The following is a 25,755-nucleotide window of genomic DNA, read 5'->3' as shown; positions in this document are numbered from 1 at the left end:
GGCGGGGGGAGCTCTTCCTGGGCGCGGGGGGGGGGGGGGGGGGCGGGGGCCCCCCCCCCGCCCCCCCACGGCAGCCACGGGCATCACCTGGTGTGCTTCTCCTGGCACGGCACGCAGAAGCGAGCGTGCGGGAGAACCTCGAGCCGCTCGGCCGGGATGGTCTGGCGGCACTTCTCGCAGGCACCGTAGGTGCCGTCGCTGATCCGGTTCAGCGCACCGGTGATCTGCTCGATGTTGCGGCGGGTGGCCGCCAGCAGCGCGGCCTGGTGATGGGCCTCGCTGGGGTCGCCGGTGTCCGCGTTGAGCTCGGTCAGTTCCCGCAGCCGAGCCGTCTGTGTGGCGAAGTCGTCCGCCAGGGACGCTCGCAGATCAGCCAGCCAACTCTGATCGACAGCACGATGATCGACGCTCATGGTCCACCTTTCAAAAGGGACGGGAAAAAGAAAAAGGGCCGAAGCTCGAATAGCTTCGCCCTGGGCGGTCGTGCTGGGATGCAACGATTCCGCGGGAGGGCCTCGACCGGTTCGCGCCGGGCTGGACAGCCGGTGGGTGGGCGCGATGTGCGGCGCGCGGACAACCGGCACCCGCATCCCGGCCATCAGCCGCGCCGCCGTCGTCACGCGGACAGCGCCGGGTGCCGCCACCTCGGTGACGGCAGGCGAGCGGAACGTCACCGGCGGCATGCCCCCACCATAGGTCGACGGCTGCCCTGAAGCCAACGCCCGCGCTGCGACCTCACTCCGGCCACGATCTGCCTCCCCTGCCCGCGGACCTCTCCCGTCCTTCCGGTGGAGGTGGGGATACCGTCGCCCCCACCGGAAATCAGGGCAATGAGGTGCTTCCGGCAGATGGACGGGTCTGGATCGGCGTGGCGTTCACCGGGTCAGGCCGGCTCGCAGGTCCTCCTCGATGCGCTTCGCGGCTGCCAGCAGCGGCGGAAGCAACTCCCGGCGGATCACCTCGGACGACCCACGGCTGGCGTGGGCGGAGACGTTCACCGCCGCGACCACCGACCCGTGCTCGCCACGAATCGGCGCGGCCAGCGACCGCAGCCCCTCTTCCAGCTCCTGGTCAACGATCGCGTACCCCTGGGCGGCGATCTTCACCAGCAGGGCGCGCAGTTTCGCCGGATCGGTGACGGTACGCCGCGTCAGTGGGCGCAGCTCCGCCTTGGCGAGGTAGTCGTCCAGCCAGTCCGCCGGTTGGGCAGCGAGTAGCACCCGTCCCATCGACGTGGCGTACGCCGGAAACCTGGTGCCGACGCTGATCCCGACCGTCATGATCCTTTTGGTCGGGACGCGGGCGACGTAGACGACCTCGTCGCCGTCGAGCACCGACACCGAACAGGACTCGTGGACCTGCGCGACCAGCGCCTCCATGTGCGGCTGGGCGACCTCCGGCAGGCTCAGGCTCGACAGGTACGCATAGCCGAGGTCGAGGATCCGCGGCCGCAGCGAGAAGAGCCGGCCGTCGGTGTGCACGTAACCCAACTCGACCAGGGTGAGCAGGAACCGACGCGCGGCGGCCCTGGTCAGGCCAGTCAGTCGGGCCACTTCGCTGAGCGTGAGCTGCGGGTGCTCGACGTCGAACGCGCGGATGACGGCGAGCCCGCGCTCCAGCGACTGGACGAACTCAGGGGTTCGCGTCGCCTCCTCGGTCACGTGGCCTCCTGCCGCAGGGTCTGTTGGGCCACCTTGAATGCCCGGTTTGCCGCTGGTACGCCAGCGTAGATGCCGACCTGGAGCAGGACCTCAGCGACCTCCTCCGGAGTCAGACCGTTACGCCGTGCCGCCCGGACGTGCATCGCCAACTCCTCGTCGTGGTGCAGGGTGGCGAGAATGGCGAGGGTGATGCAGCTGCGGGTCCGCCGGTCCAGGCCGGGCCGGGTCCAGATCTCTCCCCACGCGTAGCGGGTGATGAGGTCCTGGAAGTCCGAGGTGAACTCGTCGGTGCCGGCGACCGCCCGGTCGACGTGCTCGTCGCCGAGAACCTCCCGACGGACCGTCATGCCGGCCTCCCGGCGCTCGTGGTCGTTCATTCGCTCACCACCTGCTCGAAGTGTTCCGACAGCAGCCGAGACACCTGCTCGGGCTGCTCGACGTTGGCCAGGTGCGCGGCCTGGTCCAGTACCGCGAGCCGCGCGTCGGGGATCCGCTCGACGATTGCCCGGGCGTGCCGGACGGGCGTCGCTGGATCGTCCGCCCCGGCGACGACCAGGGTCGAGGCCCGGACCCTGGACAGCTCGTCGCGCAGGTCCATCGCGGCGATCGCCTCGCAGCAGGCCGCGTAGCCGGTCGCGGGTATGGCGGTCAGCATGGCCCGATGCGCGGCGACCACCTCGGGGCGGGTGGCGGCGAGGGCCGGGGTGAACCAGCGGGCCACCACCGCGTCGGCGATCACCTCCAGGCCGGCGGCCCGTACGGTCGCCGCCCGGTCCCGCCACATGTCGGCCGGGCCGAGCGACGCGGACGTGCAGAGCAGCGCCAGCCGGTCGACCCGCTCGGGCGCGCGCGCGGCGACCCACATCGCGACCATGCCGCCGAGGGAGAGCCCGGCGTGGTGCGCACGCGACACGCGGAGGTCATCCATCAGCGCCAGCAACTCCCGGCCGAGCTGCTCGATCGTGTACGGCCCGGGTGGCGCCGCCGAGCGGCCGTGCCCGAGATGGTCGTACCGGACGACGCGGAACCGTTCGGCGAGCTGCGGGACCTGTCGCTGCCACATGGCCGCGGTGGTGCCCAGAGAGCTGCCGAGCAGGAGCACAGGAGCGTCTGGCGGGCCGTCCACGGTTGCGTGCAGCCGGGAGGTCATTCCGTCGACCCGCGGTGCGATGCCAGGGCCCGGTCGACGAACCGGTCAGCCGACCCGAGCCAGCGGCGTGGGTCGAGCGCCTCGTCCACCTCCTGTTCGCTGAGGTGTGCGCGCACGGCGGGGTCGGCGAGCAGCGCCGCGCGGAAGTCCGGCTGGGCGGTGGCGCGGGTGACCAGGTCGTGCGCGGTGCCGCGGCCGAGGGCCGGGGCCAGCCGGGCGGCGACGGCCTCTGCGAGGATCAGGCCCCCGGCACCGTCCACGTTGGCCCGCATCCGGTCGGCGTCGACCTGCAGTCCGGCCAGCATCCGGGCGGCGCGTGCGGCCGCCCCGCCGGCGAGGTGCAGCAGGTCGAGCAGAGGCTCCCACTCGGCGTGCCAACCGCCGGTGGCGCGCTGGTGCTCCTGCACGGCCGCGGTGAACAGGGTGGCGATCAGGCCCGGGGCGCGCCGCGCGGCTGCGGTGACCAGAATGGAGTCGATGGGGTTGCGCTTGTGCGGCATGGCGGACGATCCACCGCGCCCGGCACCGCCTTCGGCGACCTCGCCCACCTCCGTCTGAGCGAGAAGCCCGACGTCGACGGCGACGGTGCCGGTGGCCGCGACGAGCCCGCCGAGCGCGGCGGCCAGGTCGAGCAGTGGCTGACGGCGGGTGTGCCACGGCATCGGCGGCGCGACCAGGCCCAGGTGCGCGGCGAACCGCTCGGCCACAGCCGGGCCGGCCGGGCCGAGCGCCGCCAGGGTGCCGACCGCGCCGCCGAGCTGTGCGGGCAGTGTGGCGCAGACGTGTTCCAGGCGGGCTCGCGCCTGCACCAGGCCGAGTAGCCAGCCCGCCGCGGTGAGCCCGAAGGTGGTGGGTGCGGCCTGCTGGCCGAGGGTACGGGCGAGCTGCAGGGTGTCCCGGTGGGTGTCGGCGAGGCCGGCTGCGGCGTCGGCGGCGTCGGCGAGGTGGCGCAGCAGTGGTGCGGCGGCCCGGACCGCCATCAGGACCAGGGCGGTGTCGAGCACGTCCTGGCTGGTGGCCCCGTGGTGCACCCACGGCCGGGCCGAGCCGCTGACCGCGGCGGTCAGCGCGCGTACCAACGGCACCACCGGGTTGCCGGCGGCGTCGGCTGCCCGGCCGAGCGCGGCCGGGTCGTACTGCTCGGCGCGGCACTGCCCGGCGATCGCCTCCGCCGTCGCACGGGGCAGCAGGCCGCACTCCGCTCCGGCGCGGGCGAGCGCGGCTTCCACGTCCAGCATTGCCTGCAGCAGCGAGGTGTCGCCGAGTTCAGCGTCGACGTCCGCGGCGCCGGAGAGCCCGCCGAGTAGTCGGTCAGACGGCGAAGAAGACGGTTTCATGCTCTCCCTGCAAGCGGATGTCGAAGCGGAAGCCGTCCGGCGCCGGGGTGGCCAGCAGCGTGTCCCGGCGGTCCGCGTCGACGCTGCGCAGCACCGGGTCTTCGGCGTTCGCGGCGGGCTCGTCGGGGAAGTAGAGCCGGGTCACGACGCGATGCAGCAGGCCCCGCGCGAAGACGGAGAGGGTGAGGTGAGGCGCCTCGGTCTCGCCGTTCGGGGCGGGCAGCGGTCCCGGCCGGACGGTGCGGAGCGCGTACTGCCCCGCCGCGTCGGTTTCACTGCGCCCGAAGCCGCGATAGCCGGGGACGGTGGAGGGTTGGGCGCCGCGGGGGTCGTCGGGGTGGTCGAACCGACCGTCCGGGTCGGCCTGCCAGCTCTCCAGCAGCGCGTCGACCACGGGCGTACCGGCGCCGTCGACGATCCGGCCACGGATCCAGAACGCTCCGGGCGTGCCCTCGGGCACCACGTCCGGGCCGTCGGGCCAGCGGAGACCGATGTGCAGGTAGGGCCCGACGGTCTGGGCCGGCGTCACGCCGAGTCGTTCACTCATGGTCGTCCCCGTCCTCGAAGGGGGTGCCCTCCTGGCCTCGCAGCACGATGTCGAACTCGTAGGCCAGCGCCCAGGACGGTTCGGTGGCGGCATGGTCGTACCGGGCGACCATGCGCTCGCGGGCCTTTGGGTCACGGACCGAGTTGAAGATCGGATCCTGGAAGAAGAGCGGGTCCCCGGGGAAGTACATCTGTGTGACCAGCCGCTGGACGAAGGCCCGGCCGAAGAGCGAGAAGTGGATGTGCGCGGGCCGCCACGCGTTGTCGTGATTCCTCCATGGATAGGCGCCGGGCTGGATGGTGACGAAGCGGTAGTGGCCGTGCTCGTCGGTGAGCGCCCGCCCCACCCCCTCGAAGTGGGGGTCGAGCGGCGCCGGCCAGGTGTCGATCACATGGCGGTAGCGGCCGGCTGCGTTCGCCTGCCAGATCTCCACGAGGGTGTGCGGCACCGGCCTGCCGTCGCCGTCCAGCACCCGGCCGTGCACGATGATCCGCTGCCCCTGCGGCTCCGCGCCGTGCTGGCGGGTGAGGTCGTGGTCGAGCTCGCCGATCCTCCCCTCCCCCAGCAACGGCCCGGTGACCTCGGTCAGCCGCTGCGGCAGGTAGATCAACGGCCGTTGTGGGGCGCGCAGCACGGTCGAACCGTACCCCGGGCTGAGCAGCGGCGGGTGCGCGTCGATGTCGTCGCGCCGGTACTGCGGCAGCCTCAGTTCGCTACCGATCGGATGGGCGGTCTCCTGGGTCATCAGCCTCTCCCGTCAGGCTTCCAGCACGACGGCCAGCCCCTGGCCGACGCCGATACAGATGGCGGCGAGCCCTCGTCCGCCGCCCCGGCGGTGCAGCTGCCAGGCGAGCGAGCCGAGGATTCGGGACCCGGACGAGCCGAGTGGGTGCCCGAGGGCGATGGCGCCGCCCTGAGGGTTGACGATGGCCGGGTCGAGGTCGGGCCATTCCGCCAGGCAGGCGAGCGACTGCGCGGCGTACGCCTCGTTGAGTTCGACCACGTCGAGGTCCGCCCAGGCGAGTCCGGCCCGGCGCAGCGCCTCCTCGGCGGCGGCCACCGGGCCGATGCCGAACAGGTGCGGCTCGACCGCGGTGGCCGCCCGGGAGACGATCCGGGCCAGCGGCTCCCGGCCGACCGCGTCGGCGCCGGCCCGGTCGGAGAGCAGCAGGGCGCTCGCGCCGTCGTTGAGCGGCGAGGCGTTGCCGGCGGTCACCGTCCCGTCGGGACGGAAGACCGGCTTGAGGCGGGCCAGCGCCTCGGCGCTGGTGCTGGGTCGGATGCTCTCGTCCCGGCCCACCTCGCTCTCGGGCACCGGGCTGACCTCGTCGGCGTACGCGCCGCGGTCCCAGGCTAGAGCGGCCAGCTGGTGGCTGCGCAGCGCGAAGGCGTCCTGGTCCTCTCGGTTGATCTTGTACCGTTCGGCGAGGATCTCGGCGCCCTCGCCGAGCGCGACCGTCCACTCCGGCGGCATCCGGGGGTTGATCAGACGCCAGCCCAGGGTGGACGAGTGCAGTGTCTCGTGCCCGCGCGGGTAGCCCTGCTCGGGCTTGGCGAGGATCCAGGGCGCGCGGCTCATCGACTCGACGCCGCCGGCGAGGCAGATCGAGGCGTCACCGAGGGCGATCGCGCGGGACGCGCCGATCACCGCCTCCAGGCCCGAGCCGCAGAGCCGGTTGACCGTGGCTCCCGGCACCGATGGTGGCAGGCCGGCCAGCAGGATGGCCATCCGGGCCACGTTCCGGTTGTCCTCACCGGCGCCGTTGGCGTCGCCGAACAGCACGTCGTCGATACGGGCCGGGTCGAGCCCGGGGCTGCGCCGGAGGATCTCCCGCAGCACGTGAGCCGCGAGGTCGTCGGGGCGTACGCCGGCCAGGCCGCCGCCGTAGCGTCCGATCGGGGTGCGGACCGCGTCGAGGACGTAGACCTCGCGGCTCATCGGGTTCCCTTCGTCGCTTCCAGGGCGCGGAGCACGGCGAGTTCGTCCGTCGTGGGTGGCTCGTTCGTGCTGGGGCGGTCCGCGACGGCGAGATCCCAGCCGGTGGCAGCCCGGGCCTGCTCGACCGTGACACCGGGGTGCAGGCGGGTCAGGGTCAGCGCGCAGGTGTCCGGGTGCGGTTCCAGGATGCCGAGGTCGGTGATGACGATGCGGGGGCCGCCACCGCGCAGGCCGAGGCGCTGCCGGTCGCCGGGCCCGGTGCCGTAGCCGACGGAGGTGACGAAGTCGACCCGTTCGGTGAACGTCCGCAGGTTCTGCCGGACGATGACCACCACCTCCCCACACGAGGCGGCGATCTCCGGTGCGCCGCCGGCGCCGGGCAGGCGCACCTTCGGATCGGCGTAGTCGCCACCGATGACCGTGGTGTTGATGTTGCCGTACCGGTCGAGCTGCGCGGCGCCGAGGAACCCGACGTCGATCCGACCGGGTTGGAGCCAGTAGTTGAACACCTCGGGCACCGAGACCACGGCGTCCGCGGTGTCGGCGAGCACCCCGTCTCCGATCGAGAGCGGGAGACGGTCGGGCTTCGCGCCCAGACAGCCCGACTCGTAGATGAGCACGAGGTTCGGAGCGTGGGTCGCCCGCGCCAGATTGGCCGCGGTGCTGGGCAGTCCGATCCCGACGAAGCAGGCAGTGCCGTCGCGCAACTGCCGGGCCGCCGCCACCGTCATCATCTCGTCGGCGGTGTACTGATCGCTCATACCATCGCCTCCGACGTCAGCACCTGCCGTCGCAACCAGTCCTGGAAGGTGTCGCGGTCCCGGCTGATCGCGTCCCAGGCCACGTAGAAGTCGTTGTCGCGCACGGAGTAGCCGTGGGCGTAGGAGGGGTGTGCGCCGTCGGGCACCTCGGCCACCGCCGTGACCGCCCAGCCGGGCAGGACCACCTGGCCGGGTACCGGGACCAGCTCGTCGACGACCTCCTCGACGGTGACCAGGGACCGGCGTGCGGCGAGCACGGCCTCCTTCTGCACCCCGGTGATGCCCCACATCTGCACGTTGCCGGTCCGGTCGGCGCGCTGTGCGTGCACGACCGTCACGTCGGGTCGTAGGGCGGGGACCGCGGTGAGCACCTCGCCGGTGAAAGGGCAGGCGATGGTCCGGATGTTGGTGGTGTGCCGGGGCAGGTCGGTGCCGGTGTAGCCGCGCAGCACGGCGAACGGCAGCCCGGACGCTCCGGCCACGTACCGGTTCGCCATGCCGGCGTGGCTGTGTTCCTCCAGCTCCAGTGGCGCCGGCCAGGCGTTCTGCACCGCGTCGCGGAAGCGGTGCAGCGAACCCACCCCCGGGTTGCCGCCCCAGGAGAAGACCAGGCGGCGCGCGCAGCCAGCTCCGATGAGCTGGTCGTAGATGATGTCGGGTGTCATGCGGACGAGGGTGAGGTCCCGCCGTCCCTGACGGATGATCTCGTGCCCGGCGGCGAACGGGATGAGGTGGGTGAACCCTTCCAGGGCCACCACATCGCCGTCGCGGACCAGGTCCGCCACGCCTTCGGCCAGCGAGACGAGCTTCGCCATGAGCCTCCCCGCCTTCTGCGAATCACTATGGACCGCGCGCTGTTCGCTATGCGGACTGCCGTACTTATCACGAACGTAATGCCCGGCGATGGCATCCGTCAACGAGCAACGGACGGGCGGCAACCCGGCGTCCGGCGCGTTGCAGAAATGTTGCGGCGACCCGTTGACGTGAGCCAGGCCACGTGCCAACGTTCTATATGAGAACAGCCGTTCGGTAAGCGAACAGGATGTGACACCCCCGGGGGCTTCTCCGGCATGGAGGCCCACCACACCCCCGGTCCCTCCCGGGACCACCGGACGCGGGAGTACCTGCATGCGCCGTCTAGTCATCAGCGCCATAACCGCCGCAGCACTGCTCACAGTCACCACCGCCTGTGGCTCCTCCGACGCCGACGAAGCCGGCGGGCAGGCGGGCGGCACCACCAAGATCAAGGTCGGTGCGATCCCCATCGTCGACGTGGCTCCGCTTCATCTGGGCATTCAGAAGGGCTTCTTCAGCGAACAGGGTCTCGACGTCGAGGTCGTCAACACGACCGGCGGCGCGGCCGCGGTCCCGGGGGTGGTCAGCGGCGAGTTCGACTTCGCCTTCGGCAACCTGGTCTCGCTCATCGTCGCCCGCTCCGAGAACCTGCCGCTCAAGGTGATCGCCGAAGGCAACTCGTCGACCGGGCAGCAGGGTAAGGACTTCGGCGGGATCGTGGTCCCCAAGGGCAGCCCGATCGCCAGCGCGGACCAGCTCGCCGGCAAGACGGTCGCCGTCAACAACCTCAAGAACATCGGTGACACCACCGTGCGCGCCTCGATCCGCAAGGCCGGTGGGGACCCGTCCACCGTGAAGTTCGTCGAGCTGCCCTTCCCGGAGATGCCCGCGGCGGTCGCCGCCAAGCGGGTCGACGCCGCGTGGATCGTCGAGCCGTTCTTCACCATCGCCCAGGACCAGGGCGCCAAGGTGATCGCCTCGAACTTCGTCGACACCGCTCCGAACCTGACCATCGCCGCCTACTTCACCAGCCAGAAGACAGCCCAGCAGAAGGCCGACGTGACCAAGCGCTTCACCGCGGCCATCGAGAAGTCCCTGGCGTACGCGCAGCAGCACCCGGAGGAGGCGCGGGCGGTACTGCCCACGTACGCGAAGATCGACCCGGCTGTCGGCGCGAGGATGACGCTGCCGGCCTGGTCCGGTCAGATCAACCGGGAGTCCGTCCAGACCCTCGCGGACCTGATGCTCAGCGACGGGCTGATCAAGGAAAAGGTCGACATCGCGGAGCTGCTCCCGTGACATCCACCCTCACGGCGCCGGCCCGGGCGTCCCGGGCCGGCGCGGCGAGCCGGGCGGCCCGCGGCACCACGCTGCTGGGGGTGCTGGGTTTCGCCACCTTCCTCGCGCTGCTGGAGGTGATCCCCCGCAGCGGCCTCGTCTCGCCGGACTACCTGCCACCGTTGAGCCGCATCGGCGTCGCGCTGGCGGAACTCACCGGCGAGGCCGGTTTCTGGACCGCGATCGTCGACACCGTCCAGGGTTGGTTCCTCGGCCTCGCCATCGCGGTCGCCGCCGGCATCGCCGCCGGATTCGTCATCGGCACCATCCCCGTGCTGCGGGAGTTCACCGCGTCGACGATCGAGTTCCTCCGGCCCATCCCGTCGGTGGCGCTCATCCCGCTCGCCGTCCTGGTCTTCGGCAGCGAGCTGCGCTCCGTGCTCCTGCTGGTCGTCTACGCCGCGTTCTGGCAGGTGTTGCTTCAGGTGCTCTACGGCGTGCAGGACGTCGACCCGGTCGCCCAGGAGACCGCCCGCACCTTCGGGTTGAACCGCTGGGCCCGGATCCGGCACGTGACCTGGCCGACCGCGCTGCCGTACGTCCTCACCGGCGTCCGGCTCGCCGCGGCCGTGGCACTCATCCTCGCCATCACCGCGGAGCTCATCATCGGCGCTCCGGGACTGGGTAACGAGATCGGAGTGGCGCAGTCCGGCGGCGCGGTCGCCCGGATGTACGCGCTGGTCATCGTCACCGGCCTGCTCGGCGTGGTGGTCAACGTCCTGGCCCGGTGGCTGGAGCGCCGGTTGCTGTCCTGGCATTCGTCGCTGCGCCGGGAGGTGGCGGCATGAGAATCGCCCGCCGCGTCACCCGCGCGATCCTGGCGGCACTCGCGCTGCCGGCCGTCCTGCTCGCCCTCTGGTGGATGCTCACCGCCGACAGCGAGAGCTATTACCTACCGCCGCTGTCGGAGATCCTCGCAGCCGTCGACGACGTGTGGCTGCACTCGGACCGGCTGAGCGTGGACGTGCTGCCCAGCGTGCTGCGTCTCTTCGGCGGCTTCCTCCTGGCCGTGGTCATCGGCGTCGCACTCGGCGTCGCGATCGGCTCGTCCCGCCGGCTGCGGGCGTTCTGCGAGCCGGTGCTGGAGTTCCTCCGGGCGATCCCTCCACCGGTGCTGGTGCCGGTGCTGATGCTCGTCGCCGGCATCGGCGACACGATGAAGGTGCTGGTGATCGTCTCCGGCTGTGTCTGGCCGATCCTGCTCAACACCGTCGAAGGGGTGCGCGCCGTCGACGAGGTGCTGGTGGAGACCGCCCGATGCTACGGCGTGCACGGCCCGTCCCGACTCTGGCATCTGGTCATCCGGTCGGCCAGCCCGCAGATCGTGGCCGGGCTTCGGCAGGGCCTCTCGATCGGGATCATCCTCATGGTCATCAGCGAGATGTTCGCCGCCAGCAACGGGCTCGGGTTCAGCATCATCCAATTCCAACGGACGTTCGCGGTGACCGAGATGTGGACCGGCATCCTGCTGCTCGGGCTGCTCGGTTTCCTGCTCGCCACGCTGATGCGGCTGTTCGAGCGGCGCGCCCTCAACTGGTATTTCGGCCTGCGGCAGGCGCAGCGAGGTGGGAGTCGATGAGCATCATGAGCCAGACCCAGACCCAGACCGACACCCGCATCGAGGTACTGCTCGACGTCCGCGGTGTGCGCAAGGTGTACGAGGGCCACGGCCGGTCCGTCGAGGCCGTCCGGGACCTGACGTTCGCGGTCGCACGAGGTGAACTCGTCTGCGTGGTCGGCCCGTCCGGGGCCGGCAAGACCACCCTGCTCAAGTGCATCGCCGGCCTGCTGGCCCCGACCGGCGGTGAGGTGGTGCTGGAGGGTACCGCCGTCGATGGCCCGTCCCCGGGCATGGCAGTGGTCTTCCAGGAGTACGGGCGCAGCCTATTCCCCTGGATGAGCGTCCGCAGGAACGTGGAGCTGCCACTGAAGCAGAAGAAGCTGCCCAAGGCGCGCCGGGCCGAGCTGGTCCACGAGGCGCTGGACGCGGTCGGTCTCGGCGATGTGCAGTCCGCGTACCCGTGGCAGCTCTCCGGCGGTATGCAGCAACGGGTTGCCATTGCCCGGGCGATCGCGTACGAGCCGCACATCCTGCTGATGGACGAGCCGTTCGCCGCCGTCGACGCGCAGACCCGCGCGGACCTGGAGGACCTGGTCCGGTCCCTGTGGCACCGGCTCGGAGTGACCACGCTGTTCGTCACCCACGACATTGACGAGGCCGTCTACCTGGGCCAGCGGGTGCTGGTGCTCTCCGCCTCGCCGACCGTGGTGCTCGATGACATCGCCATCGACCTGCCCGATGAGCGCGACCAGCTCACCACCCGTTCCTCGGCCCGCTTCGCGGAGCTGCGGGGGCAGGTGTTCGCGCAGATCCAGCGGGCCAAGAAGCACCACGCCGGGGGGGATCACCCATGACGACGGTACGCGCGGCGACCCTCGCCGTCCTGCGCCGGTACGGGATGCACCGCATCTTCGCCAATCCCGGCTCGACGGAGATCGCGTTCCTCGCGGACCTGCCGGACGACCTGGAGTTCGTCCTGGCCCTGCACGAGGGATCGGTGGTCGGCATGGCCACCGGGCACGCCATCGCCACGGGCCGGCCCGCGTTCGTCAACCTGCACACCGCCGCCGGTCTCGGCAACGCGGTCGGCGCGCTGGCCACCGCCCGGGTCAACCGGGCGCCCCTGGTCGTGGTCGTCGGTCAGCAGGACCGCCGCCACCTGGCGCTGGAGCCGTTCCTCGCCGGTCGGTTGGAAGGCCTGGCCGGGACGTACCCGGTATGGGTCAACCAGCCGGTGCTCGCCCAGGACGTGCCGGCGGCGATCCAACGCGCATGGCACGAGGCCATACAGCACAGCGGACCAGCCGTCGTCGTCGTGCCGATGGATGACTGGCTGGCCCGGGTGGACCCGGCGCTCGGGCTGGCCGCGCCGGCGACCGTGCTGCGTGCCGAACCGGCGGCGGGCCCGGCCGCCCGGCAGCTGGCCCGGCTGCTGAACCAGGCGGCGAAGCCGGTGGTGGTGGTCGGCGCCGGCGCCGACCACCGCGGCACCTGGGACGCCCTGGTCGCACTGGTCGAGCGGCTCCGCGCGCCGGTGTGGCAGGAGGCCTTCGGCGCCCGCGCCGGCTTCCCGCAGGACCATCCGTCCTTCGCCGGCCACCTGCCCGCCGGACGGTCCCGGCTGCGCGCGGTGCTGGCCGCGCACGATGTGGCCCTCGTCGTCGGCACTGGCGCGTTCCGGCAGTACCCGTACGAGCCCGGTCCCCTGGTGCCGGAGGGCCTCACCGTCGCGGTGGTCTCGGCGGACCCCGACGAGCTGCACCACAGTCAGGCGGAGCTGGCTGTGCTCGCTGACCCGGCGACGCTCTGCCGCGCGGTCGCCGAGCAGCTGACCGCCCGGTCGGCACCGACGCTGGTGCCACGCACCGAGGCCGTCGCACCGCCGGCGGATGGAGAGCCCATGCGGGCCGCGCACGTCTTCGCCGCACTGGCCGAACGGCTGCCCCGGGACGTGGTCGTGGTCGAGGAGACCCCGTCGTCACGACCGGACCTGCACCGGCTGCTGCCCGCCCGGCAGCCGCGCGGCTTTGTCAGCGCGGCCATGGGCGGCCTCGGGTTCGCGCTGCCCGCGGCGGCCGGGCTGCGGACGGGCGACCCGACCCGGCCGGTCGTCGCGGTGCTCGGCGATGGCTCCTCGCTCTACGGCATCCAGGGGCTGTGGAGCGCCGCCCGCTACGGCTGTGGCGCGTTGTTCGTCGTCCTCTCCAACGGCCGGTACGCCGTCATGGACCGGCTCGCCGACAAGGTCGGCGGGAAAGCGCCCTGGCCCGCCTTCGAGGACGTCTCGGTGTCCGGTCTGGCGCGGGCCCTCGGCTGCCCGGCGCGCCGGGTGAGCGACCACGCCGAGCTTCTGACCGTCCTCGACGAGGTGGTTCCGACGCTCGCCGAGCGCACCGACCCGCTCTTGCTCGACGTGCCGGTTCACGTCGACACGCACTTCGAACCCTGACCGCTGACGCACTCCACCAACCCCCTTCGAGGAGACCACCATGGCCCTGCTCGACACCGGCATGTGGCACGGCATGCTCTACAGCGACGGCTGGACAGAGCCAACCGGCGGGACGGCGGCCGTGCGCTCCCCCGCGACCCGCGAGGAGATCGGCGTCGTCGGCGTCGCGAACGCCGACGACGTGGCCCGGGCCTGCGCCCGGGCCTCCGAGGCGCAGCGCGCCTGGGCCGCCACTGGCTATCCGGAACGGGCGGCGGTGCTGCGCCGGGCCGGACAGCTGTGGGAGCAGCACGCCGCCGAGGTCGGCGACTGGCTGGTACGCGAGGCCGGGTCGATCCCGCCAAAGGCCGGCGTCGAGACCGACACCGCGGCGCAGGAGTGCTACGAGGCCGCCGCGCTCGCCTCGCGCCCGCTGGGCGAGATCATCCCCAGCGCGCAGCCCCGGCTGAGCCTCGCCCGCCGGCTGCCGGTCGGCGTGGTCGGCGTCATCGCCCCGTTCAATTTCCCACTCGTCCTGGCGATCCGCTCCGTCGCGCCGGCACTGGCCCTGGGCAACGCGGTGGTGCTCAAACCGGACCTGCGCACGGCGGTCGCCGGCGGGCTCGCCATCGCCCGGATCTTCGCGGAGGCGGGCCTCCCCGAGGGACTGCTGCACGTGCTACCGGGCGGAGTGGAGACCGGGGAGGCGCTGGTCGCCGACCGGCACGTACGGGTGGTCAGCTTCACCGGCTCCACGGCGGCGGGGCGCAAGGTCGGCGAAGCCGCGGCCCGGCACCTCAAGCGAGCGCATCTGGAACTCGGCGGCAACTCCGCGCTCATCGTGCTCGCTGACGCGGACCTGGACCTGGCCGTCTCCGCCGGCGCCTGGGGCTCGTTCCTGCATCAGGGGCAGATCTGCATGACGACCGGGCGGCACCTGGTGCACGAGAGCCTGGCCGACCGGTACGTCGCCGCGCTCGCCGAGAAGGCCGACCGGCTGCCGGTCGGCGACCCGGCCAAGGAACAGGTGGCGCTCGGCCCGATCATCGACGAGCGGCAACGGGACAAGATCCATAACCTGGTGCGGGCCAGTGTCGACGCCGGTGCGCGACTGGCCGCTGGCGGCAGCTACGACGGTTTGTTCTACCGCCCGACCGTGCTCGCCGACGTCACCGCCACCACCCCGGCATACGAGCAGGAGGTCTTCGGACCGGTCGCCCCGGTGATCACCTTCGCCGACCCGGAGGAAGCGGTGGCACTGGCGCGGAACACCGAGTACGGGCTGTCCCTCGGCATCCTCAGTGGCGACGTGATGCGGGCGATGGCGCTGGCCGATCGCATCCCGAGCGGCATCGTGCACATCAACGACCAGACCGTCGGTGACGAGGCCGTGGCGCCGTTCGGCGGGGTGGGCGCCTCCGGCACTGGCTCCCGCTTCGGCGGGGCGGCGGCGAACGTGGAGGCGTTCACCGAGACCCAGTGGCTCACCGTGCAGGGCGACATCACCCGATACCCGTTCTGACCGAGGGAGACCACCGTGGCGGGCGGAATACGGGCCCCGGGCACGTCGGTGACGGCCCGGGTGCTCGCCATCCTCGGCGCGTTCGACGTGGCCCATCCGGCGCTCACCCTCAGCGACCTCGCCCGCAGGGCCGGGCTGCCGCTCGCCACGGCGCACCGCCTGGTCGGCGAGCTGGTCGCCTGGCGGGCGTTGACCCGTGACGCGGACGGCGCGTACCGGATCGGCGTCCGGCTCTGGGAGGCCGGATTGCTCTCACCACTGCATACCCGGCTACGGGAGGTCGCGCTGCCGTTTCTGCAGGACCTGCACACGGCAGTACGAGAGAACGTGCACTTGGCGGTCCGCGACGGCGACGAGGCGCTCTACGTGGAGAAGGTGACCGGGCACCGCGCAGTGCCGATCATCTCGCGGGTCGGGGGCCGGTTGCCGCTGCACGCCACCGGGGTGGGCAAGGCGCTGCTCGCCTTCGCCCCACCCGCCTTCGTGGCGGCGCACCTGCGCCGGCCGCTGACCCGCTGCACGCCGTACACGGTCACCGAGCCCGGCCGGTTGGCCGGAGAGCTGGCCGTTGTGCGCGCCCGGGGCTGGGCGCGCACAAGTGAGGAGATGACCCTCGGCTCCTGTTCGGTGGCCGTTCCGGTACTCGATGGGGACGGCACGGCGGTGGCGTCGATCGGCGTCGTCGGGCACAGCCTCGGCGCCGTTCCGGAGCGGTTGGCACCGACCCTGCGGGCGGCCGCCGAGCGGGTGGCCGCCCGGCTGGCGGAAACGGCTGACGACCCGTACCCGACGTTGCAGCACGGCATCGCGGTGCGACGCCGGCCGAACGGCCACTCAAGCGCATGAGGGTGGCGGACGAGCGGGCGCCAGCCGGTACGCGAACCGACCGCGCGATCATGGCCGGTCCGCTCACGTTGATCGGCGTGCTGCTGCTCGCGCTCAACCTGCGCGCGGCCATCGCGGTGCTCGCGCCGCTGCTGCCGGACGTTCGGGCCGACCTGCACCTGGGAAGCGGCGCGGCCGGACTGCTGACCACCCTGCCGGTGCTCTGCTTTGGGCTGCTCTCCCCTTTCGCGGCGCTGCTGGGCCGACGGATCGGCGTGGAGTGGTCGCTGCTGGTGGCGATGCTGGGCATCGTCGCCGGCAGTGCGCTGCGCGTGCTGCCGGGGCTCTGGGCGGTGGTCGCCGGCACGGTGGTGATCGGCGCCGGGATCGCGGTCGGCAACGTGCTGGTGCCCAGCGTGGTCAAGCAGGAGTTTCGCCGGCGTCAGGGGGCGGTGACCGCGTCGACGACGGCGGCGCTGACCGGCGGGGCCGCCGTCGCGGCTGCGGTCGCCGCGCCGTTGTCACACGCCGGGCTCGGCTGGCGCGGCGCCGTGCTGCTGGTCGGTGGGCTGGCCGCGGTTGCTGCCGTGGTGTGGTTGCCGCAGCTGCGTCGGCGGCACGTCGCCCCGGCGGTGGCGGTGGGCGGCGCCTCGGTGCTCCGCTCCCCGGTGACCTGGGCGCTGGCCGCGTTCATGGGCATGCAGTCGTTGACGTACTACGCACTGCTCGCCTGGCTGCCGACGATGGTCCGGGACAGCGGGGTGTCAGCGGCCGGCGCCGGGTGGGCCCTCGGGCTGTTCAACCTGCTCGGCATCGCCACGGCGGTCGCCGCACCCGTCCTGGCGTCGCGGCTGAGGGACCAGCGCGTGTTCGGTGTGCTGGTGGCGACGACCTGGGTGGTGGGCCTGTTCGGGCTGCTGCTGGCGCCGTCGCTGTACCTGCTCTGGGCGACGGTGACCGGGCTGGCGCAGGGGGCGGGGATCGGGCTCGCACTGGCGCTCCTGGTGCTGCGGGCCGGCACCCCGCAGAGCGCCCGCGACCTGTCCGGGACGGTTCAGTCGGTCGGCTACCTGGTGGGCTCGACCGGCCCGCTGCTCGTCGGCCTGCTGCGCGACCGGTCCGGTGACTGGTCCCTGCCGCTCGGCGCGCTCTGCGTCGCGGCGCTGGCGATGGCCGTGGCGGCCCTGTGGGCGGGACGTGACCGATCGGTCTGACCGGATCTTCCGCTGGATGGAAAGCCGGTGGGGAGAACCGGCCCGGCTGCGGGCAGTCTGGTGCCCTACCCGCAACGGGGTCGCGGCGGCGCTGCGACCGAGGTGAGGAGGCACGGATGCGTACCCAGGTCGGCATCGTCGGAGCGGGGCCGGCCGGTCTCATGCTGTCGCACCTGCTGCACCTTCAGGGCATCGAGTCGGTGGTGGTCGAGAGCCGCAGCCGGGCGTACGTCGAGCAGCGGGTCCGGGCCGGGGTGCTCGAACAGGGCTCGGTCGACCTGATGTGCCGCGTCGGGCTCGGCGAGCGGTTGCAGCGGGAGGGCATGCGGCACGAGGGCATCGAGCTGCGATACGACGGGCAGTCGTACCGGGTGCCGATGACCGAGCTGACCGGGCGGGCGATCACCGTCTACGGGCAGCAGGAGGTGGTCAAGGACCTCATCGCCGCCCGCCTCGCGGCCGGCGGGCCGATCCTGTTCGAGACCGAGGCGGTGCGCCTGGAGAACCTCGATTCCGCGCCGACGATCCACCTGCGGCGGGACGGCCGCGACATCGAGCTGCACTGCGACTTCGTGGCCGGCTGCGACGGCTTCCACGGGGTCAGCCGCACCGCCGTGCCCGAGGGCGTGTTGCGCACGTACGAGCGGACGTACCCGTTCGCCTGGCTCGGTGTCCTGGCCGCCGCTCCCCCAGCGGTGGACGAACTGATCTACGCCAACCACGAGCGTGGGTTCGCCCTCTACAGCCTGCGGTCGCCGGAGATTTCCCGGCTGTACCTGCAGGTCGCGCCGGACGAGGACATCGCCGACTGGCCGGACGAGCGGATCTGGACGGAGTTGCGGGCCCGGCTGGAGACCGTGCCGGGCTGGTCGCTCAACGAGGGACCGATCGTGGAAAAGTCGGTCACGCCGATGCGCAGCTTCGTGGTCGAGCCGATGCAGTGGCAGCGCCTCTACCTGGCAGGGGACGCCGTGCACATCGTCCCGCCGACCGGCGCCAAGGGCATGAACCTCGCCCTGGCCGACGTGGCGCTGCTCGGCGAGGCCTTCGCGGCCTGGTACGGCGAGGGACGGACGGACCTGCTGGAGAGCTACTCGACGACCGCGCTGCGCCGAGTGTGGCGGGCGCAGCACTTCTCCTGGTGGATGACCTCGATGCTGCATCGGCTGGACGGCGACGACCCGTACGAGGCGAAGCTGCAGACCGCGACGCTGCGGTACGTGGCCAGCTCCCGCGCGTACGCCACCAGCCTGGCCGAGAACTACGTGGGCCTGCCCCTCAGCTGACCGGGAGCCGTCAGTGGTTTGACGAAGGCGGGGCTGATGGCCTTCAACCGGCAGGCGCCTCTACCGCTCTCGACTACTTCCGTGTCGTGAGCCGGGGGATCCCTCGCGATACTCATCGGGGCATTCGTCCCGTTTCCACCGACCATCGATGGTGTTGGTGGAACGATGGGAGGCGTGGTAGCCGCGAAAACTGCTATGCCTGCTATCTCGCCCCTTACCGGCGAGCCGATCAAGCGTGCCGATGCCGAACGGCTGGCGGGAGTGCTGAAGGCACTCGCCGACCCGGCCCGGCTACGGCTGCTCAGCCTGATACAGGCCGCCCCGGAGGGCGAGGCGTCCGTGACCGACCTGACCGCTCCCCTTGGTCTCTCCCAACCGACCGTGAGTCATCACCTCAGGATCCTCACCGAGGCCGGCCTGCTCGAACGCGAGAAGCGCGGTGTCTGGGCGTACTACCGCCTGGTGCCGTCCGCGATCGCGGCGATCGCCGACCTGTTGACGCCACCCCGGAAGCGGGCGACGAAGAGGACGCGCTGAGCGGCCCACACCAGGCGATGCTCACTGGCCGGGCCGGGCACTCGTCAGCCAGCCGGCGAGTGCCTCGCTGGTCTCCTCCCCGAGCGTCGACGCGGCTCGGGCAGCCAACGCGCGCAGGTCGGCGTACTCGGGTCCGGTGATCCGCAACTCTGGACGAGGAGCATGCCGCCACGTGGTTCCTGCGGCGTCCCGGGTCAGGCGCGTCACGTCGGCCTTACCGCGTTCGGCCAGTCGCGGGTGCACGTCAAGGGTGAGGACCAGGGCCGCGCGCAACTCGACGTCGACGCCACGGCCGCGCAGGAGGCGGTAGCCGGCCCGACGCAGCTCCACCCGAGCGTCGGTCAGCAGTGCCCACGGCAGGCCCGGCGGCAATGCACCGGCCAGCGGCCGCAGCGCGGCGGTGACCTCCCGGACCACCGCCGGCGAAGGATCCCGCACGAGGGCAGCAAGTTCTGCCACGACGACCGCGTCCAGAAGGCGGACACCCCGGACCGCCTGCGCACGGACCCTCGCCTGCCGATGAGCCAGCAACGGCCGCAACAGGGCAGCGTCCGTGACAGAGCCGGTCTCGGCGAGTCCGGCGATCGCGCCCAGGGCCGGATCGCCGACGTCGACCGCACTCCGGTAGTGCTGCCGTACGTCAATGCCGAGTCGACGGGCCGCGTCCCGGGCCACCGATCGGACCAGCGGCGCACCGTCGTCCAGGTATGCGACGACCTCGCCGTCGTTACCGCTGCGAACCAGGCCGGTCAACGCGACCGCCCGCACCTCGGACCGAACCGTCCGGGCCAGACGGCGTAGGACGTCGGGCCGGCGGGTCCAGACCGCCGCACGGCACGCGGCCTCGGCCGCCCCGGATCTGATCCGCACGTCCCGATCGGTCAGGGCGTAGGTCACGAGGTCGGGCAGAGGCAGCCACCCCTGCGCCAGGCCGGTCTCGAACACGAATCGGCGCTCCCGTTGACCGCCGGCGTCGAGCAGGCCACGCCACACCTGCGCGGTCGAGGACAGCAGGGCCGCCCGCACCTGGGTAACCGCGAAGCCGCCGCGCGACCGCGCGTCCAGGCGCAGCACCATCGGCAGCACCGCCGGCAGCCAGGCGCCCGGATCATCGGACAGCAGCAGCGCCAGCCCGGCGCGCGCCCGGTCCCGAACCGGCTTGACCCAGTCACCCGTGCGCAGCACCAGGAACGGCATCGTCGACGGACCGGGCCGGCCGAGCATCGCCGCGACCGCGCGTTCCCGGATCCGCCCGTCGGGGTGCATGCTCGCCAACGCCATCGCGACCGGCCCTGAAGCCGGGCCCGAGAAGCACTCCGTGACCCGCCGCAACGTGGGCTCGCGGTACGGGCCGTACCACGGTTCCCGCCGCGCGTGGGCATCGAGCCGAACCACCAACCCGGGGTCAGCAGCCACCACCGCCAACGCCGACCGTGCCTCTGCTTCCGGGGCGGCGTCGACCTCGAGCAGCGCTCCGACGAGTTGGTTCAACGCCTCCCACCGGCCCAGGGCGGCGTCAGCAACCGCAGCCCGTACCGCCGCCAGGTGCCCGGTCTCCCCCACCGCCGGCTGCGACGCCTGAGCCCCGCCGCCTCGTCTCCCGAAAATCATCTCGCCATCCTGCCCAAACCGACGAGCCGGCCGAACCGGTTTTCGGCCGAGGGCCGCCCCCGGCACCCACGCCCGCCCGGACAAAGCCCGCCGCCACGGTACGGGCCGCGCCGGCATGGAGCTCTGCCCATGGCAGCCGCTCGGCCCGTTCGCAGGTGCCGGCCTCGCCGGACAGATCGGGGCCGCCGCCGTCCGAAGACGGCGGCGGCCCCGGTCGTACGGCCCCGATGTCAGCGCCGGTCGGTCGCCCTGTTCGGTACGGCGTCGACGGACACCTGGTCGAAGGCGGGAGCGCCGTCGACCGCGTCGGCGGCGACGGCCGTGGCCGTGGCGCTGTCGGGCAGGTCCAGGCTGGTCCGGAGGGTGACCGGCTTGAGCAGGAGCGCGGCGATGACGCCGACCACCGCGATGGCGGCGGAGATGAGGAAGATGTGTCCGGTGGCGTCGCCGTACGCGGCCCGGACGATGTGCTGGATCCCCTCGGGCAGCGCGCTGATGTTGAGGTTGCTGCTGCCACCACCGCTGCCGGAGGCGGGGATCCCGGCGGCGGCGAGGTCGCGGGTGATCTGGTCGGTGACCCGGTGGGCGAGGACGGCGCCGAGCACCGAGACGCCGATGGTGCCGCCGAGCGACCGGAAGAACGCGACGCTGGAACTCGCCGCCCCGATGTCCTTGAGGGCGACCGTGTTCTGGACGGCGAGGACGAGGTTCTGCATGGTCATGCCGACGCCGGTACCGACGATGAACATGGCGGTCCCGACCACGATGAGTGACGTCTGGTGGTCGATGGTGCCGAGCAGAGCGAACCCGGCGACCAGGATGATCGAACCGGCGACGATGTACGGCTTGATCCGCCCGGTCCTGGTGATCAGCCGGCCGGCGATGATCGAGGAGCCGAGGACACCGGCCATCATCGGAATGGTGAGCAGGCCGGCCTCCGTCGGGCTGTAGCCACGGCCGATCTGGAAGTACTGGCCGAGGAAGACGGCGCCACCGAACATGGCCATGCCGACCGCGAGGCTGCCGAGGATGGCCAGCGCGGTGGTGTGCTGGCGCACGATGCCGAGCGGGACGACCGGCTCGGCCGCCCGCGACTCGACCCAGACGGCCAGCGCGAGCAGGACGAGCGCGCCGCCCACCATGACCGCGGTCTGCCAGGAGACCCAGGCGAACGAGCCGTCGACGAAGGAGATCCAGATCAGCAGTACGCTGACGCCGGCGGCGATCAGGCTGGCGCCCAGGTAGTCGATTTTGACGTTGTCCCGCCGCAGGGTCGGCAGGTGCAGGGTGGCCTGGAGCAGGATCAGCGCGATGATGGCGACGGGCACGCCGACGAAGAAGCACCAGCGCCAGCCGAGCCAGGACGTGTCGACGATGAGGCCGCCGAGCAGCGGGCCGCCGACCGTCGCGACCGCCATGACGCCGCCGAGGTAGCCGTTGTAGCGACCCCGCTCGCGCGGCGGGATCATGGCGGCGATCGCCACCTGGACGAGGGCCTGGAGGCCGCCGACCCCGATGCCCTGGAACGCGCGGGCGGCGATCAGCTGGCCGGCGCTCTGCGAGAAGCCGGCAATGATCGAGCCCAGCAGGAAGACCACGATGGCGACCTGGATGAGGATCTTCTTGTTGAACAGGTCGGCCAGCTTGCCCCAGATCGGGGTGGTCGCGGTCGCGGTGAGCAGGGTCGCGGTGACCACCCAGGTGTACTGGTTCTGCGACCCGTTGAGCGCACCGATGATCTTCGGTAGCGCGGTCGAGACGACGGTGCTGCTCAACATCGCGACGAAGAGCACCAGCAGCAGGCCGCTGAGCGCCTCGAGCGTCCGGCGATGGGTCATCGGCTCAGCGCCGGTCGTGGTGGTGGGTGCGCTCATCGCGCGGCCTCCAGCTTGTCGTGTGCGAGGGCGACCTCGAGGTCGCGGGTGAACCGGTCGAGCGCGGCGGTGAACGCCTCCACCTCGCCGGGAGTCCAGTCGGCGAGCGCCCTCTCGAGCACCTCGCCGTACCAGCTGTGGGTGCCGGCCAGGGCGGCCCGGCCGGCGGGGGTGATCGCCAGGACGCTCGCCCGCTTGTCGGTGGGGTCCGGCCGCCGCTCGACGAGGTCGTGTCCGACGAGCGCCGCGACGGAGCGGCTGACGGTCGACGGGTCGAGCCGGGTGCGCTGAGCCAGCTCGTGGGCGTGGCATCCGCTGGAGAGCTGGTGGATCTGCACGAGCATGCCGACCAGGCCGGGCGGGACGGCGGGCCGCTCGTCGGCCCGGCGCTGCTTCAGTAACCGGACACTCCTGGCCAGGTCGTACAGCCGAAGGCCGAGCTCACGAAATGCGTCACCCACATCTGCTCCCACACCCGGGTTGGTTGGTTGCTCCACGCAAGCATCCACCGATCTTGCGCATTCGGCAAGTTTGCTCATTGCGAAGCACGTCACCCCACGTACCCTGAGGGGCGATGGACGAGACCACCGGGCTACGGGAGCGCAAGAAGGCGGCCACCCGCCTCGCCCTGCACGAGGCAGCCCTGCGCCTCGCCGCGGAACAGGGGCTCGACGGTCTGACCGTCGAGGCGATCGCCGACGCCGCGAACGTCTCCCGGCGGACGTTCTCCAACTACTTCTCGAACAAGGAAGAAGCCCTCTTCCACGGCGACACCACGCGCCTGCGCCGGCTGGTGCAGCTGGTCCGCGAGCGGCCCGCCGACGAGCCGCCGTGGACCGTGCTGAGCCGAGCGGCCGAACACTTCACCGAGGAGTCGTTCGGCGACCCCGACCACTCCTGGCTGACCCGACGCCGGCAGCTGCGCGGGCACCCCGGCCTGGCCGCACACCAGGTCGCGGCGTACACCGCGATCGAGCGAGAACTGGCCGGGGAACTCGCACACCGGCTCACCGGCGCCGACGTGGCGCTGCGCTCCCGCCTCCTGGCCGCGACCTTCCTGGCCATCCTGCGCGTCGCCGTCCAGCACTGGATCGACCACCCGGGCGACGACCTGCTGGAGACCGTCCGGACCGCGCTCGCCGAGATCGCTCCCGCAGCCACCGCCACCGATCACCGGACCGCCGCCGACGACTAGTGCGCCTCGGCGATGCCACGACCCGGCCGCCGGTTCGCGACCGGAACCGGGAATGGCCGAACGTCCCCTCCCCGGGCGGCCGGTTGGTCATGATCGAGGTGTGGCCAGGATGCCGACGCTCGTGCGTCCGATGCTCGCGACCGCCGGCGCACTGCCCGGCGGGTCCGGCTGGGCGTACGAGTTCAAGTGGGACGGGGTACGCGCGATCGGCTACGTCTCCAAGGGGGTGCGGCTGCTCAGCCGCAACGACCGCGACATCACCGCGGCATATCCCGAGCTGGGCGAGCTCGGGCAGCTGCTGACCGGCCGGCAGGCGGTGCTGGACGGGGAGATCGTGGCGCTCGACGGCAAGGGCCGGCCCAGCTTCTCCGCACTTCAGCACCGGATGCACGTCCGCGCGCCGTCCGCGGGACTGGTCAGCACGACTCCGGTTCGGCTCTACGTGTTCGACCTTCTGCACCTCGACGGGCAAGACCTGACGCCCCTGCCGTACACCGAGCGGCGCGCCGCCCTGGAGCAGCTCGACCTGAGCGGTGCGAGCGTCGACACGCCGCCCTCCTGGACCGGCGAGGCCGGCCGGGACCTGGCCACCGCGGCCGCCGACCTCGGCCTTGAAGGGGTCGTGGCCAAGCGGCTCGCCTCACCGTACGACCCCGGTCGCCGGTCGCCGGCGTGGGTGAAGGTGCCCCTCAACGACACCATCGAGGTGGTCGTCGGCGGCTACAAGCCCGGCGCCGGCCGGCGGGCCGGCACGATCGGCTCCCTGCTGCTCGGCATGTACGACCCGGACGACAGGTTGACCTACATCGGGCACGTCGGCACCGGCTTCACGCAGACCGCGCTGCGCGACCTCCAGGGGCGCCTGAACCCCCTGCGCCGGCCGGACACGCCGTTCGGCTCCCCGGTGCCACCCGAACACGCCCGGCACGCCGTCTGGGTCGAACCGGAGCTGGTCGGGGACGTCACCTTCCGGTCCTGGACGCCGGACCAGCGGCTGCGCCACCCCTCCTGGAAGGGGCTGCGCAGCGACCGTGAACCAGCCGAGATCCGGCTCAGCGCCTGACCGAGTGCCTCCCCGACCGGCTCCCGCGGAGGGCCGTTGATCAGGGCTTGAGGAGAACCTTGATGGCGCGGCGCTCGTCCATGGCCTGGTAGCCGTCCGCGGCCTGGTCGAGCGGGAGGGTGAGGTCGAAGACCCTGCCCGGGTCGATCTGCCGGTCCCAGATGAGGTTGATCAGCTCGGGCAGGAAGCGGCGCACCGGGGCGGGGCCGCCATGCAGGTGTACGTGGGAGAAGAACAGCTCCTCGCCGGGCAACTGGACGCCGTGGGCGACGCCTACGTAGCCGAGGTGACCGCCGGCACGGGTGGAGCGGATGGCCTGCATCATCGACTCCTGGGTGCCGACCGCCTCGATCACCGAGTGCGCGCCGAGCCCGTCGGTGAGGTCCCTGATCCGTGCCACGCCCTCGTCGCCGCGCTCGGTGACGATGTCGGTCGCCCCGTAGTGGATCGCGAGCTTCTGGCGCGGCTCGTGCCGGCTCACGGCGATGACGCGTTCCGCGCCGAGCCGCTTCGCCGCCAGCACCGCGTGGAGGCCGACCGCACCATCACCGACGACCACGACGGTCTTGCCCGGCCCGACCTCGGCGGCCACCGCACCGAACCAGCCGGTGCCGAGCACGTCGGAGGCCGCGAGCAGATCCGGGATCAGGTCGTCCGAGGGGATGTCCGGGGTGGCGACCAGTGTCCCGTCGGCCAGGGGGATGCGAAGGTACTCGGCCTGGGCGCCGAGGCCACCGACGGGCTCCCGGTGGATGCAGGAGCTCTGGTAGCCCGCGCGGCAGATGGGGCAGGTGTTGTCGGATGCGAAGAACGAGCCGACGACGAACTGCCCGGGCTTGACGTTCTCGACCTCGCTGCCGACCTCCTGGACCACGCCGACGTACTCGTGGCCCATCGGGGACGGCCCGTTCACCGCTTCGACGCCCCGGTACGGCCACAGGTCGGAGCCGCAGATGCAGGCGGCGGAGATGCGGATGATCGCGTCGGTCGGGAGGAGAATCCGGGGATCCTCGCGCTCCTCCACGCGAACGTCACCGGGAGCGTGCAGAACAGCACCGCGCATCAGTCTTTCCCTCTCACGTTGTCGACTCCGGCCCGCGAAGCGGCCGGT

At 72.1% G+C, this 25,755-nt stretch carries 26 protein-coding genes; 12 read left to right on the top strand and 14 right to left on the bottom strand.

The window, feature by feature from the left end; translation table 11 throughout:
• Positions 1 to 83: 83 nt before the first annotated feature.
• The 10 genes from AB0K07_RS15090 to AB0K07_RS15045 all read right to left on the bottom strand — a co-directional run bounded on the left by AB0K07_RS15090 (position 84) and on the right by AB0K07_RS15045 (position 8,210).
• A complete protein-coding gene (locus tag AB0K07_RS15090) occupies positions 84 to 683 on the bottom strand; it encodes a TraR/DksA C4-type zinc finger protein (RefSeq protein ID WP_363755318.1) in 600 nt (199 codons plus the stop codon).
• A 192-nt stretch (positions 684 to 875) separates the two neighbouring features.
• The gene (locus tag AB0K07_RS15085; RefSeq protein WP_363755316.1) at positions 876 to 1,661 is read right to left on the bottom strand and encodes an IclR family transcriptional regulator; all 786 of its coding nucleotides are present in this window, start codon (positions 1,659 to 1,661) and stop codon (positions 876 to 878) included.
• Positions 1,658 to 2,038 (bottom strand): 4-carboxymuconolactone decarboxylase, encoded by a 381-nt coding sequence (gene pcaC / locus AB0K07_RS15080; RefSeq protein WP_363755314.1) that lies wholly within the window; start codon positions 2,036 to 2,038, stop codon positions 1,658 to 1,660. Before pcaC ends, AB0K07_RS15085 begins: the two co-directional genes overlap by 4 nt.
• The gene (gene pcaD / locus AB0K07_RS15075; RefSeq protein ID WP_363755312.1) at positions 2,035 to 2,811 is read right to left on the bottom strand and encodes a 3-oxoadipate enol-lactonase; all 777 of its coding nucleotides are present in this window, start codon (positions 2,809 to 2,811) and stop codon (positions 2,035 to 2,037) included. Before pcaD ends, pcaC begins: the two co-directional genes overlap by 4 nt.
• Positions 2,808 to 4,148, bottom strand: coding sequence for a 3-carboxy-cis,cis-muconate cycloisomerase (gene pcaB, locus AB0K07_RS15070; protein ID WP_363755310.1), 1,341 nt, complete (start codon positions 4,146 to 4,148; stop codon positions 2,808 to 2,810). Before pcaB ends, pcaD begins: the two co-directional genes overlap by 4 nt.
• Complete coding sequence (gene pcaG / locus AB0K07_RS15065) at positions 4,123 to 4,695, bottom strand: protocatechuate 3,4-dioxygenase subunit alpha (RefSeq protein WP_363755308.1); 573 nt, start codon at positions 4,693 to 4,695, stop codon at positions 4,123 to 4,125. The genes pcaB and pcaG overlap by 26 nt, the downstream gene beginning before the upstream one ends.
• Complete coding sequence (gene pcaH / locus AB0K07_RS15060) at positions 4,688 to 5,440, bottom strand: protocatechuate 3,4-dioxygenase subunit beta (protein WP_363755306.1); 753 nt, start codon at positions 5,438 to 5,440, stop codon at positions 4,688 to 4,690. Before pcaH ends, pcaG begins: the two co-directional genes overlap by 8 nt.
• A 12-nt stretch (positions 5,441 to 5,452) precedes the next feature.
• Positions 5,453 to 6,634 (bottom strand): acetyl-CoA C-acyltransferase, encoded by a 1,182-nt coding sequence (locus tag AB0K07_RS15055; RefSeq protein ID WP_363755304.1) that lies wholly within the window; start codon positions 6,632 to 6,634, stop codon positions 5,453 to 5,455.
• Entirely contained in the window at positions 6,631 to 7,395 is a 765-nt protein-coding gene (locus AB0K07_RS15050) for a CoA-transferase (RefSeq protein WP_363755302.1), read from the bottom strand. The genes AB0K07_RS15055 and AB0K07_RS15050 overlap by 4 nt, the downstream gene beginning before the upstream one ends.
• Positions 7,392 to 8,210 carry a CoA-transferase gene (locus AB0K07_RS15045; RefSeq protein ID WP_363755300.1) on the bottom strand — a complete coding sequence of 273 codons (819 nt, stop codon included), beginning with the start codon at positions 8,208 to 8,210 and terminating at the stop codon, positions 7,392 to 7,394. Before AB0K07_RS15045 ends, AB0K07_RS15050 begins: the two co-directional genes overlap by 4 nt.
• Before the next feature lie 313 nt (positions 8,211 to 8,523).
• Here AB0K07_RS15045 and AB0K07_RS15040 point away from each other — a divergent pair, with 313 nt between their 5' ends.
• The 10 genes from AB0K07_RS15040 to AB0K07_RS14995 all read left to right on the top strand — a co-directional run bounded on the left by AB0K07_RS15040 (position 8,524) and on the right by AB0K07_RS14995 (position 18,901).
• Complete coding sequence (locus tag AB0K07_RS15040) at positions 8,524 to 9,489, top strand: ABC transporter substrate-binding protein (RefSeq protein WP_363755298.1); 966 nt, start codon at positions 8,524 to 8,526, stop codon at positions 9,487 to 9,489.
• Positions 9,486 to 10,316 carry an ABC transporter permease subunit gene (locus AB0K07_RS15035; RefSeq protein WP_363755296.1) on the top strand — a complete coding sequence of 277 codons (831 nt, stop codon included), beginning with the start codon at positions 9,486 to 9,488 and terminating at the stop codon, positions 10,314 to 10,316. Before AB0K07_RS15040 ends, AB0K07_RS15035 begins: the two co-directional genes overlap by 4 nt.
• The gene (locus AB0K07_RS15030; RefSeq protein WP_363755294.1) at positions 10,313 to 11,107 is read left to right on the top strand and encodes an ABC transporter permease; all 795 of its coding nucleotides are present in this window, start codon (positions 10,313 to 10,315) and stop codon (positions 11,105 to 11,107) included. Before AB0K07_RS15035 ends, AB0K07_RS15030 begins: the two co-directional genes overlap by 4 nt.
• On the top strand, positions 11,104 to 11,943 hold the full coding sequence (locus AB0K07_RS15025; RefSeq protein ID WP_363755292.1) for an ABC transporter ATP-binding protein: 840 nt from the start codon (positions 11,104 to 11,106) through the stop codon (positions 11,941 to 11,943). The genes AB0K07_RS15030 and AB0K07_RS15025 overlap by 4 nt, the downstream gene beginning before the upstream one ends.
• A complete protein-coding gene (locus AB0K07_RS15020; protein WP_363755290.1) occupies positions 11,940 to 13,538 on the top strand; it encodes a thiamine pyrophosphate-dependent enzyme in 1,599 nt (532 codons plus the stop codon). Before AB0K07_RS15025 ends, AB0K07_RS15020 begins: the two co-directional genes overlap by 4 nt.
• Positions 13,539 to 13,578: 40 nt before the next feature.
• Entirely contained in the window at positions 13,579 to 15,039 is a 1,461-nt protein-coding gene (locus tag AB0K07_RS15015) for a benzaldehyde dehydrogenase (protein WP_363755288.1), read from the top strand.
• A 15-nt stretch (positions 15,040 to 15,054) separates the two neighbouring features.
• On the top strand, positions 15,055 to 15,885 hold the full coding sequence (locus AB0K07_RS15010; RefSeq protein WP_363755286.1) for an IclR family transcriptional regulator: 831 nt from the start codon (positions 15,055 to 15,057) through the stop codon (positions 15,883 to 15,885).
• Between the two features lie 50 nt (positions 15,886 to 15,935).
• A complete protein-coding gene (locus AB0K07_RS15005) occupies positions 15,936 to 17,078 on the top strand; it encodes an MFS transporter (protein ID WP_363755284.1) in 1,143 nt (380 codons plus the stop codon).
• A gap of 116 nt (positions 17,079 to 17,194) precedes the next feature.
• Positions 17,195 to 18,364, top strand: a complete 1,170-nt coding sequence (locus AB0K07_RS15000; RefSeq protein WP_363755282.1) for a 4-hydroxybenzoate 3-monooxygenase — start codon at positions 17,195 to 17,197, stop codon at positions 18,362 to 18,364.
• A 165-nt stretch (positions 18,365 to 18,529) separates the two neighbouring features.
• A complete protein-coding gene (locus AB0K07_RS14995; protein WP_363755281.1) occupies positions 18,530 to 18,901 on the top strand; it encodes a metalloregulator ArsR/SmtB family transcription factor in 372 nt (123 codons plus the stop codon).
• A gap of 21 nt (positions 18,902 to 18,922) precedes the next feature.
• Here the strand turns inward: AB0K07_RS14995 and AB0K07_RS14990 are convergent, their stop codons facing one another.
• The 3 genes from AB0K07_RS14990 to AB0K07_RS14980 form a co-directional block, all read right to left on the bottom strand.
• A complete protein-coding gene (locus AB0K07_RS14990) occupies positions 18,923 to 20,512 on the bottom strand; it encodes a hypothetical protein (RefSeq protein WP_363755280.1) in 1,590 nt (529 codons plus the stop codon).
• Between the two features lie 230 nt (positions 20,513 to 20,742).
• Positions 20,743 to 22,386 (bottom strand): MDR family MFS transporter, encoded by a 1,644-nt coding sequence (locus tag AB0K07_RS14985; protein WP_363755279.1) that lies wholly within the window; start codon positions 22,384 to 22,386, stop codon positions 20,743 to 20,745.
• Positions 22,383 to 22,847, bottom strand: coding sequence for a MarR family transcriptional regulator (locus tag AB0K07_RS14980; RefSeq protein WP_363755277.1), 465 nt, complete (start codon positions 22,845 to 22,847; stop codon positions 22,383 to 22,385). Before AB0K07_RS14980 ends, AB0K07_RS14985 begins: the two co-directional genes overlap by 4 nt.
• A gap of 113 nt (positions 22,848 to 22,960) precedes the next feature.
• Between AB0K07_RS14980 and AB0K07_RS14975 the strand changes: the two genes are divergently transcribed.
• Both AB0K07_RS14975 and ligD read left to right on the top strand, forming a co-directional pair.
• Positions 22,961 to 23,581: a TetR family transcriptional regulator gene (locus AB0K07_RS14975; RefSeq protein WP_363755275.1), complete on the top strand. Its 621-nt coding sequence runs from the start codon at positions 22,961 to 22,963 to the stop codon at positions 23,579 to 23,581.
• 109 nt (positions 23,582 to 23,690) lie between these two features.
• On the top strand, positions 23,691 to 24,644 hold the full coding sequence (gene ligD, locus AB0K07_RS14970; protein ID WP_363755273.1) for a non-homologous end-joining DNA ligase: 954 nt from the start codon (positions 23,691 to 23,693) through the stop codon (positions 24,642 to 24,644).
• Positions 24,645 to 24,684: 40 nt separating this feature from the next.
• On the opposite strand, the gene AB0K07_RS14965 is transcribed toward ligD, so the two are convergent.
• Positions 24,685 to 25,707 (bottom strand): zinc-dependent alcohol dehydrogenase family protein, encoded by a 1,023-nt coding sequence (locus tag AB0K07_RS14965; protein WP_363755271.1) that lies wholly within the window; start codon positions 25,705 to 25,707, stop codon positions 24,685 to 24,687.
• Positions 25,708 to 25,755 lie beyond the last annotated feature (48 nt).

The sequence above is a fragment of the Micromonospora sp. NPDC049301 genome (assembly GCF_040678715.1).
Taxonomy (GTDB): Bacteria; Actinomycetota; Actinomycetes; order Mycobacteriales; family Micromonosporaceae; genus Micromonospora.
Note: the sequence above shows the minus strand (reverse complement) of the source record. Positions and strands in the feature narration are given on the sequence as shown.

Excerpts from the sequence above, each read along its gene's own strand:
- AB0K07_RS15040 (WP_363755298.1), top strand. The coding sequence starts at position 8,524 with ATGCGCCGTCTAGTCATCAGCGCCATAACCGCCGCAGCACTGCTCACA.
- AB0K07_RS14995 (WP_363755281.1), top strand. The coding sequence starts at position 18,530 with ATGGGAGGCGTGGTAGCCGCGAAAACTGCTATGCCTGCTATCTCGCCC.
- AB0K07_RS14985 (WP_363755279.1), bottom strand. The coding sequence starts at position 22,386 with ATGAGCGCACCCACCACCACGACCGGCGCTGAGCCGATGACCCATCGC.
- AB0K07_RS15045 (WP_363755300.1), bottom strand. The coding sequence starts at position 8,210 with ATGGCGAAGCTCGTCTCGCTGGCCGAAGGCGTGGCGGACCTGGTCCGC.
- ligD (WP_363755273.1), top strand. The coding sequence starts at position 23,691 with ATGCCGACGCTCGTGCGTCCGATGCTCGCGACCGCCGGCGCACTGCCC.
- AB0K07_RS15005 (WP_363755284.1), top strand. The coding sequence starts at position 15,936 with ATGGCCGGTCCGCTCACGTTGATCGGCGTGCTGCTGCTCGCGCTCAAC.
- pcaC (WP_363755314.1), bottom strand. The coding sequence starts at position 2,038 with ATGAACGACCACGAGCGCCGGGAGGCCGGCATGACGGTCCGTCGGGAG.
- AB0K07_RS14990 (WP_363755280.1), bottom strand. The coding sequence starts at position 20,512 with ATGATTTTCGGGAGACGAGGCGGCGGGGCTCAGGCGTCGCAGCCGGCG.
- AB0K07_RS14965 (WP_363755271.1), bottom strand. The coding sequence starts at position 25,707 with ATGCGCGGTGCTGTTCTGCACGCTCCCGGTGACGTTCGCGTGGAGGAG.
- AB0K07_RS15000 (WP_363755282.1), top strand. The coding sequence starts at position 17,195 with ATGCGTACCCAGGTCGGCATCGTCGGAGCGGGGCCGGCCGGTCTCATG.
- AB0K07_RS15020 (WP_363755290.1), top strand. The coding sequence starts at position 11,940 with ATGACGACGGTACGCGCGGCGACCCTCGCCGTCCTGCGCCGGTACGGG.
- pcaB (WP_363755310.1), bottom strand. The coding sequence starts at position 4,148 with ATGAAACCGTCTTCTTCGCCGTCTGACCGACTACTCGGCGGGCTCTCC.
- AB0K07_RS15025 (WP_363755292.1), top strand. The coding sequence starts at position 11,104 with ATGAGCATCATGAGCCAGACCCAGACCCAGACCGACACCCGCATCGAG.
- pcaD (WP_363755312.1), bottom strand. The coding sequence starts at position 2,811 with ATGACCTCCCGGCTGCACGCAACCGTGGACGGCCCGCCAGACGCTCCT.
- AB0K07_RS15055 (WP_363755304.1), bottom strand. The coding sequence starts at position 6,634 with ATGAGCCGCGAGGTCTACGTCCTCGACGCGGTCCGCACCCCGATCGGA.
- AB0K07_RS14975 (WP_363755275.1), top strand. The coding sequence starts at position 22,961 with ATGGACGAGACCACCGGGCTACGGGAGCGCAAGAAGGCGGCCACCCGC.
- pcaH (WP_363755306.1), bottom strand. The coding sequence starts at position 5,440 with ATGACCCAGGAGACCGCCCATCCGATCGGTAGCGAACTGAGGCTGCCG.
- AB0K07_RS15030 (WP_363755294.1), top strand. The coding sequence starts at position 10,313 with ATGAGAATCGCCCGCCGCGTCACCCGCGCGATCCTGGCGGCACTCGCG.
- AB0K07_RS15090 (WP_363755318.1), bottom strand. The coding sequence starts at position 683 with ATGCCGCCGGTGACGTTCCGCTCGCCTGCCGTCACCGAGGTGGCGGCA.
- AB0K07_RS15015 (WP_363755288.1), top strand. The coding sequence starts at position 13,579 with ATGGCCCTGCTCGACACCGGCATGTGGCACGGCATGCTCTACAGCGAC.
- AB0K07_RS15050 (WP_363755302.1), bottom strand. The coding sequence starts at position 7,395 with ATGAGCGATCAGTACACCGCCGACGAGATGATGACGGTGGCGGCGGCC.
- pcaG (WP_363755308.1), bottom strand. The coding sequence starts at position 4,695 with ATGAGTGAACGACTCGGCGTGACGCCGGCCCAGACCGTCGGGCCCTAC.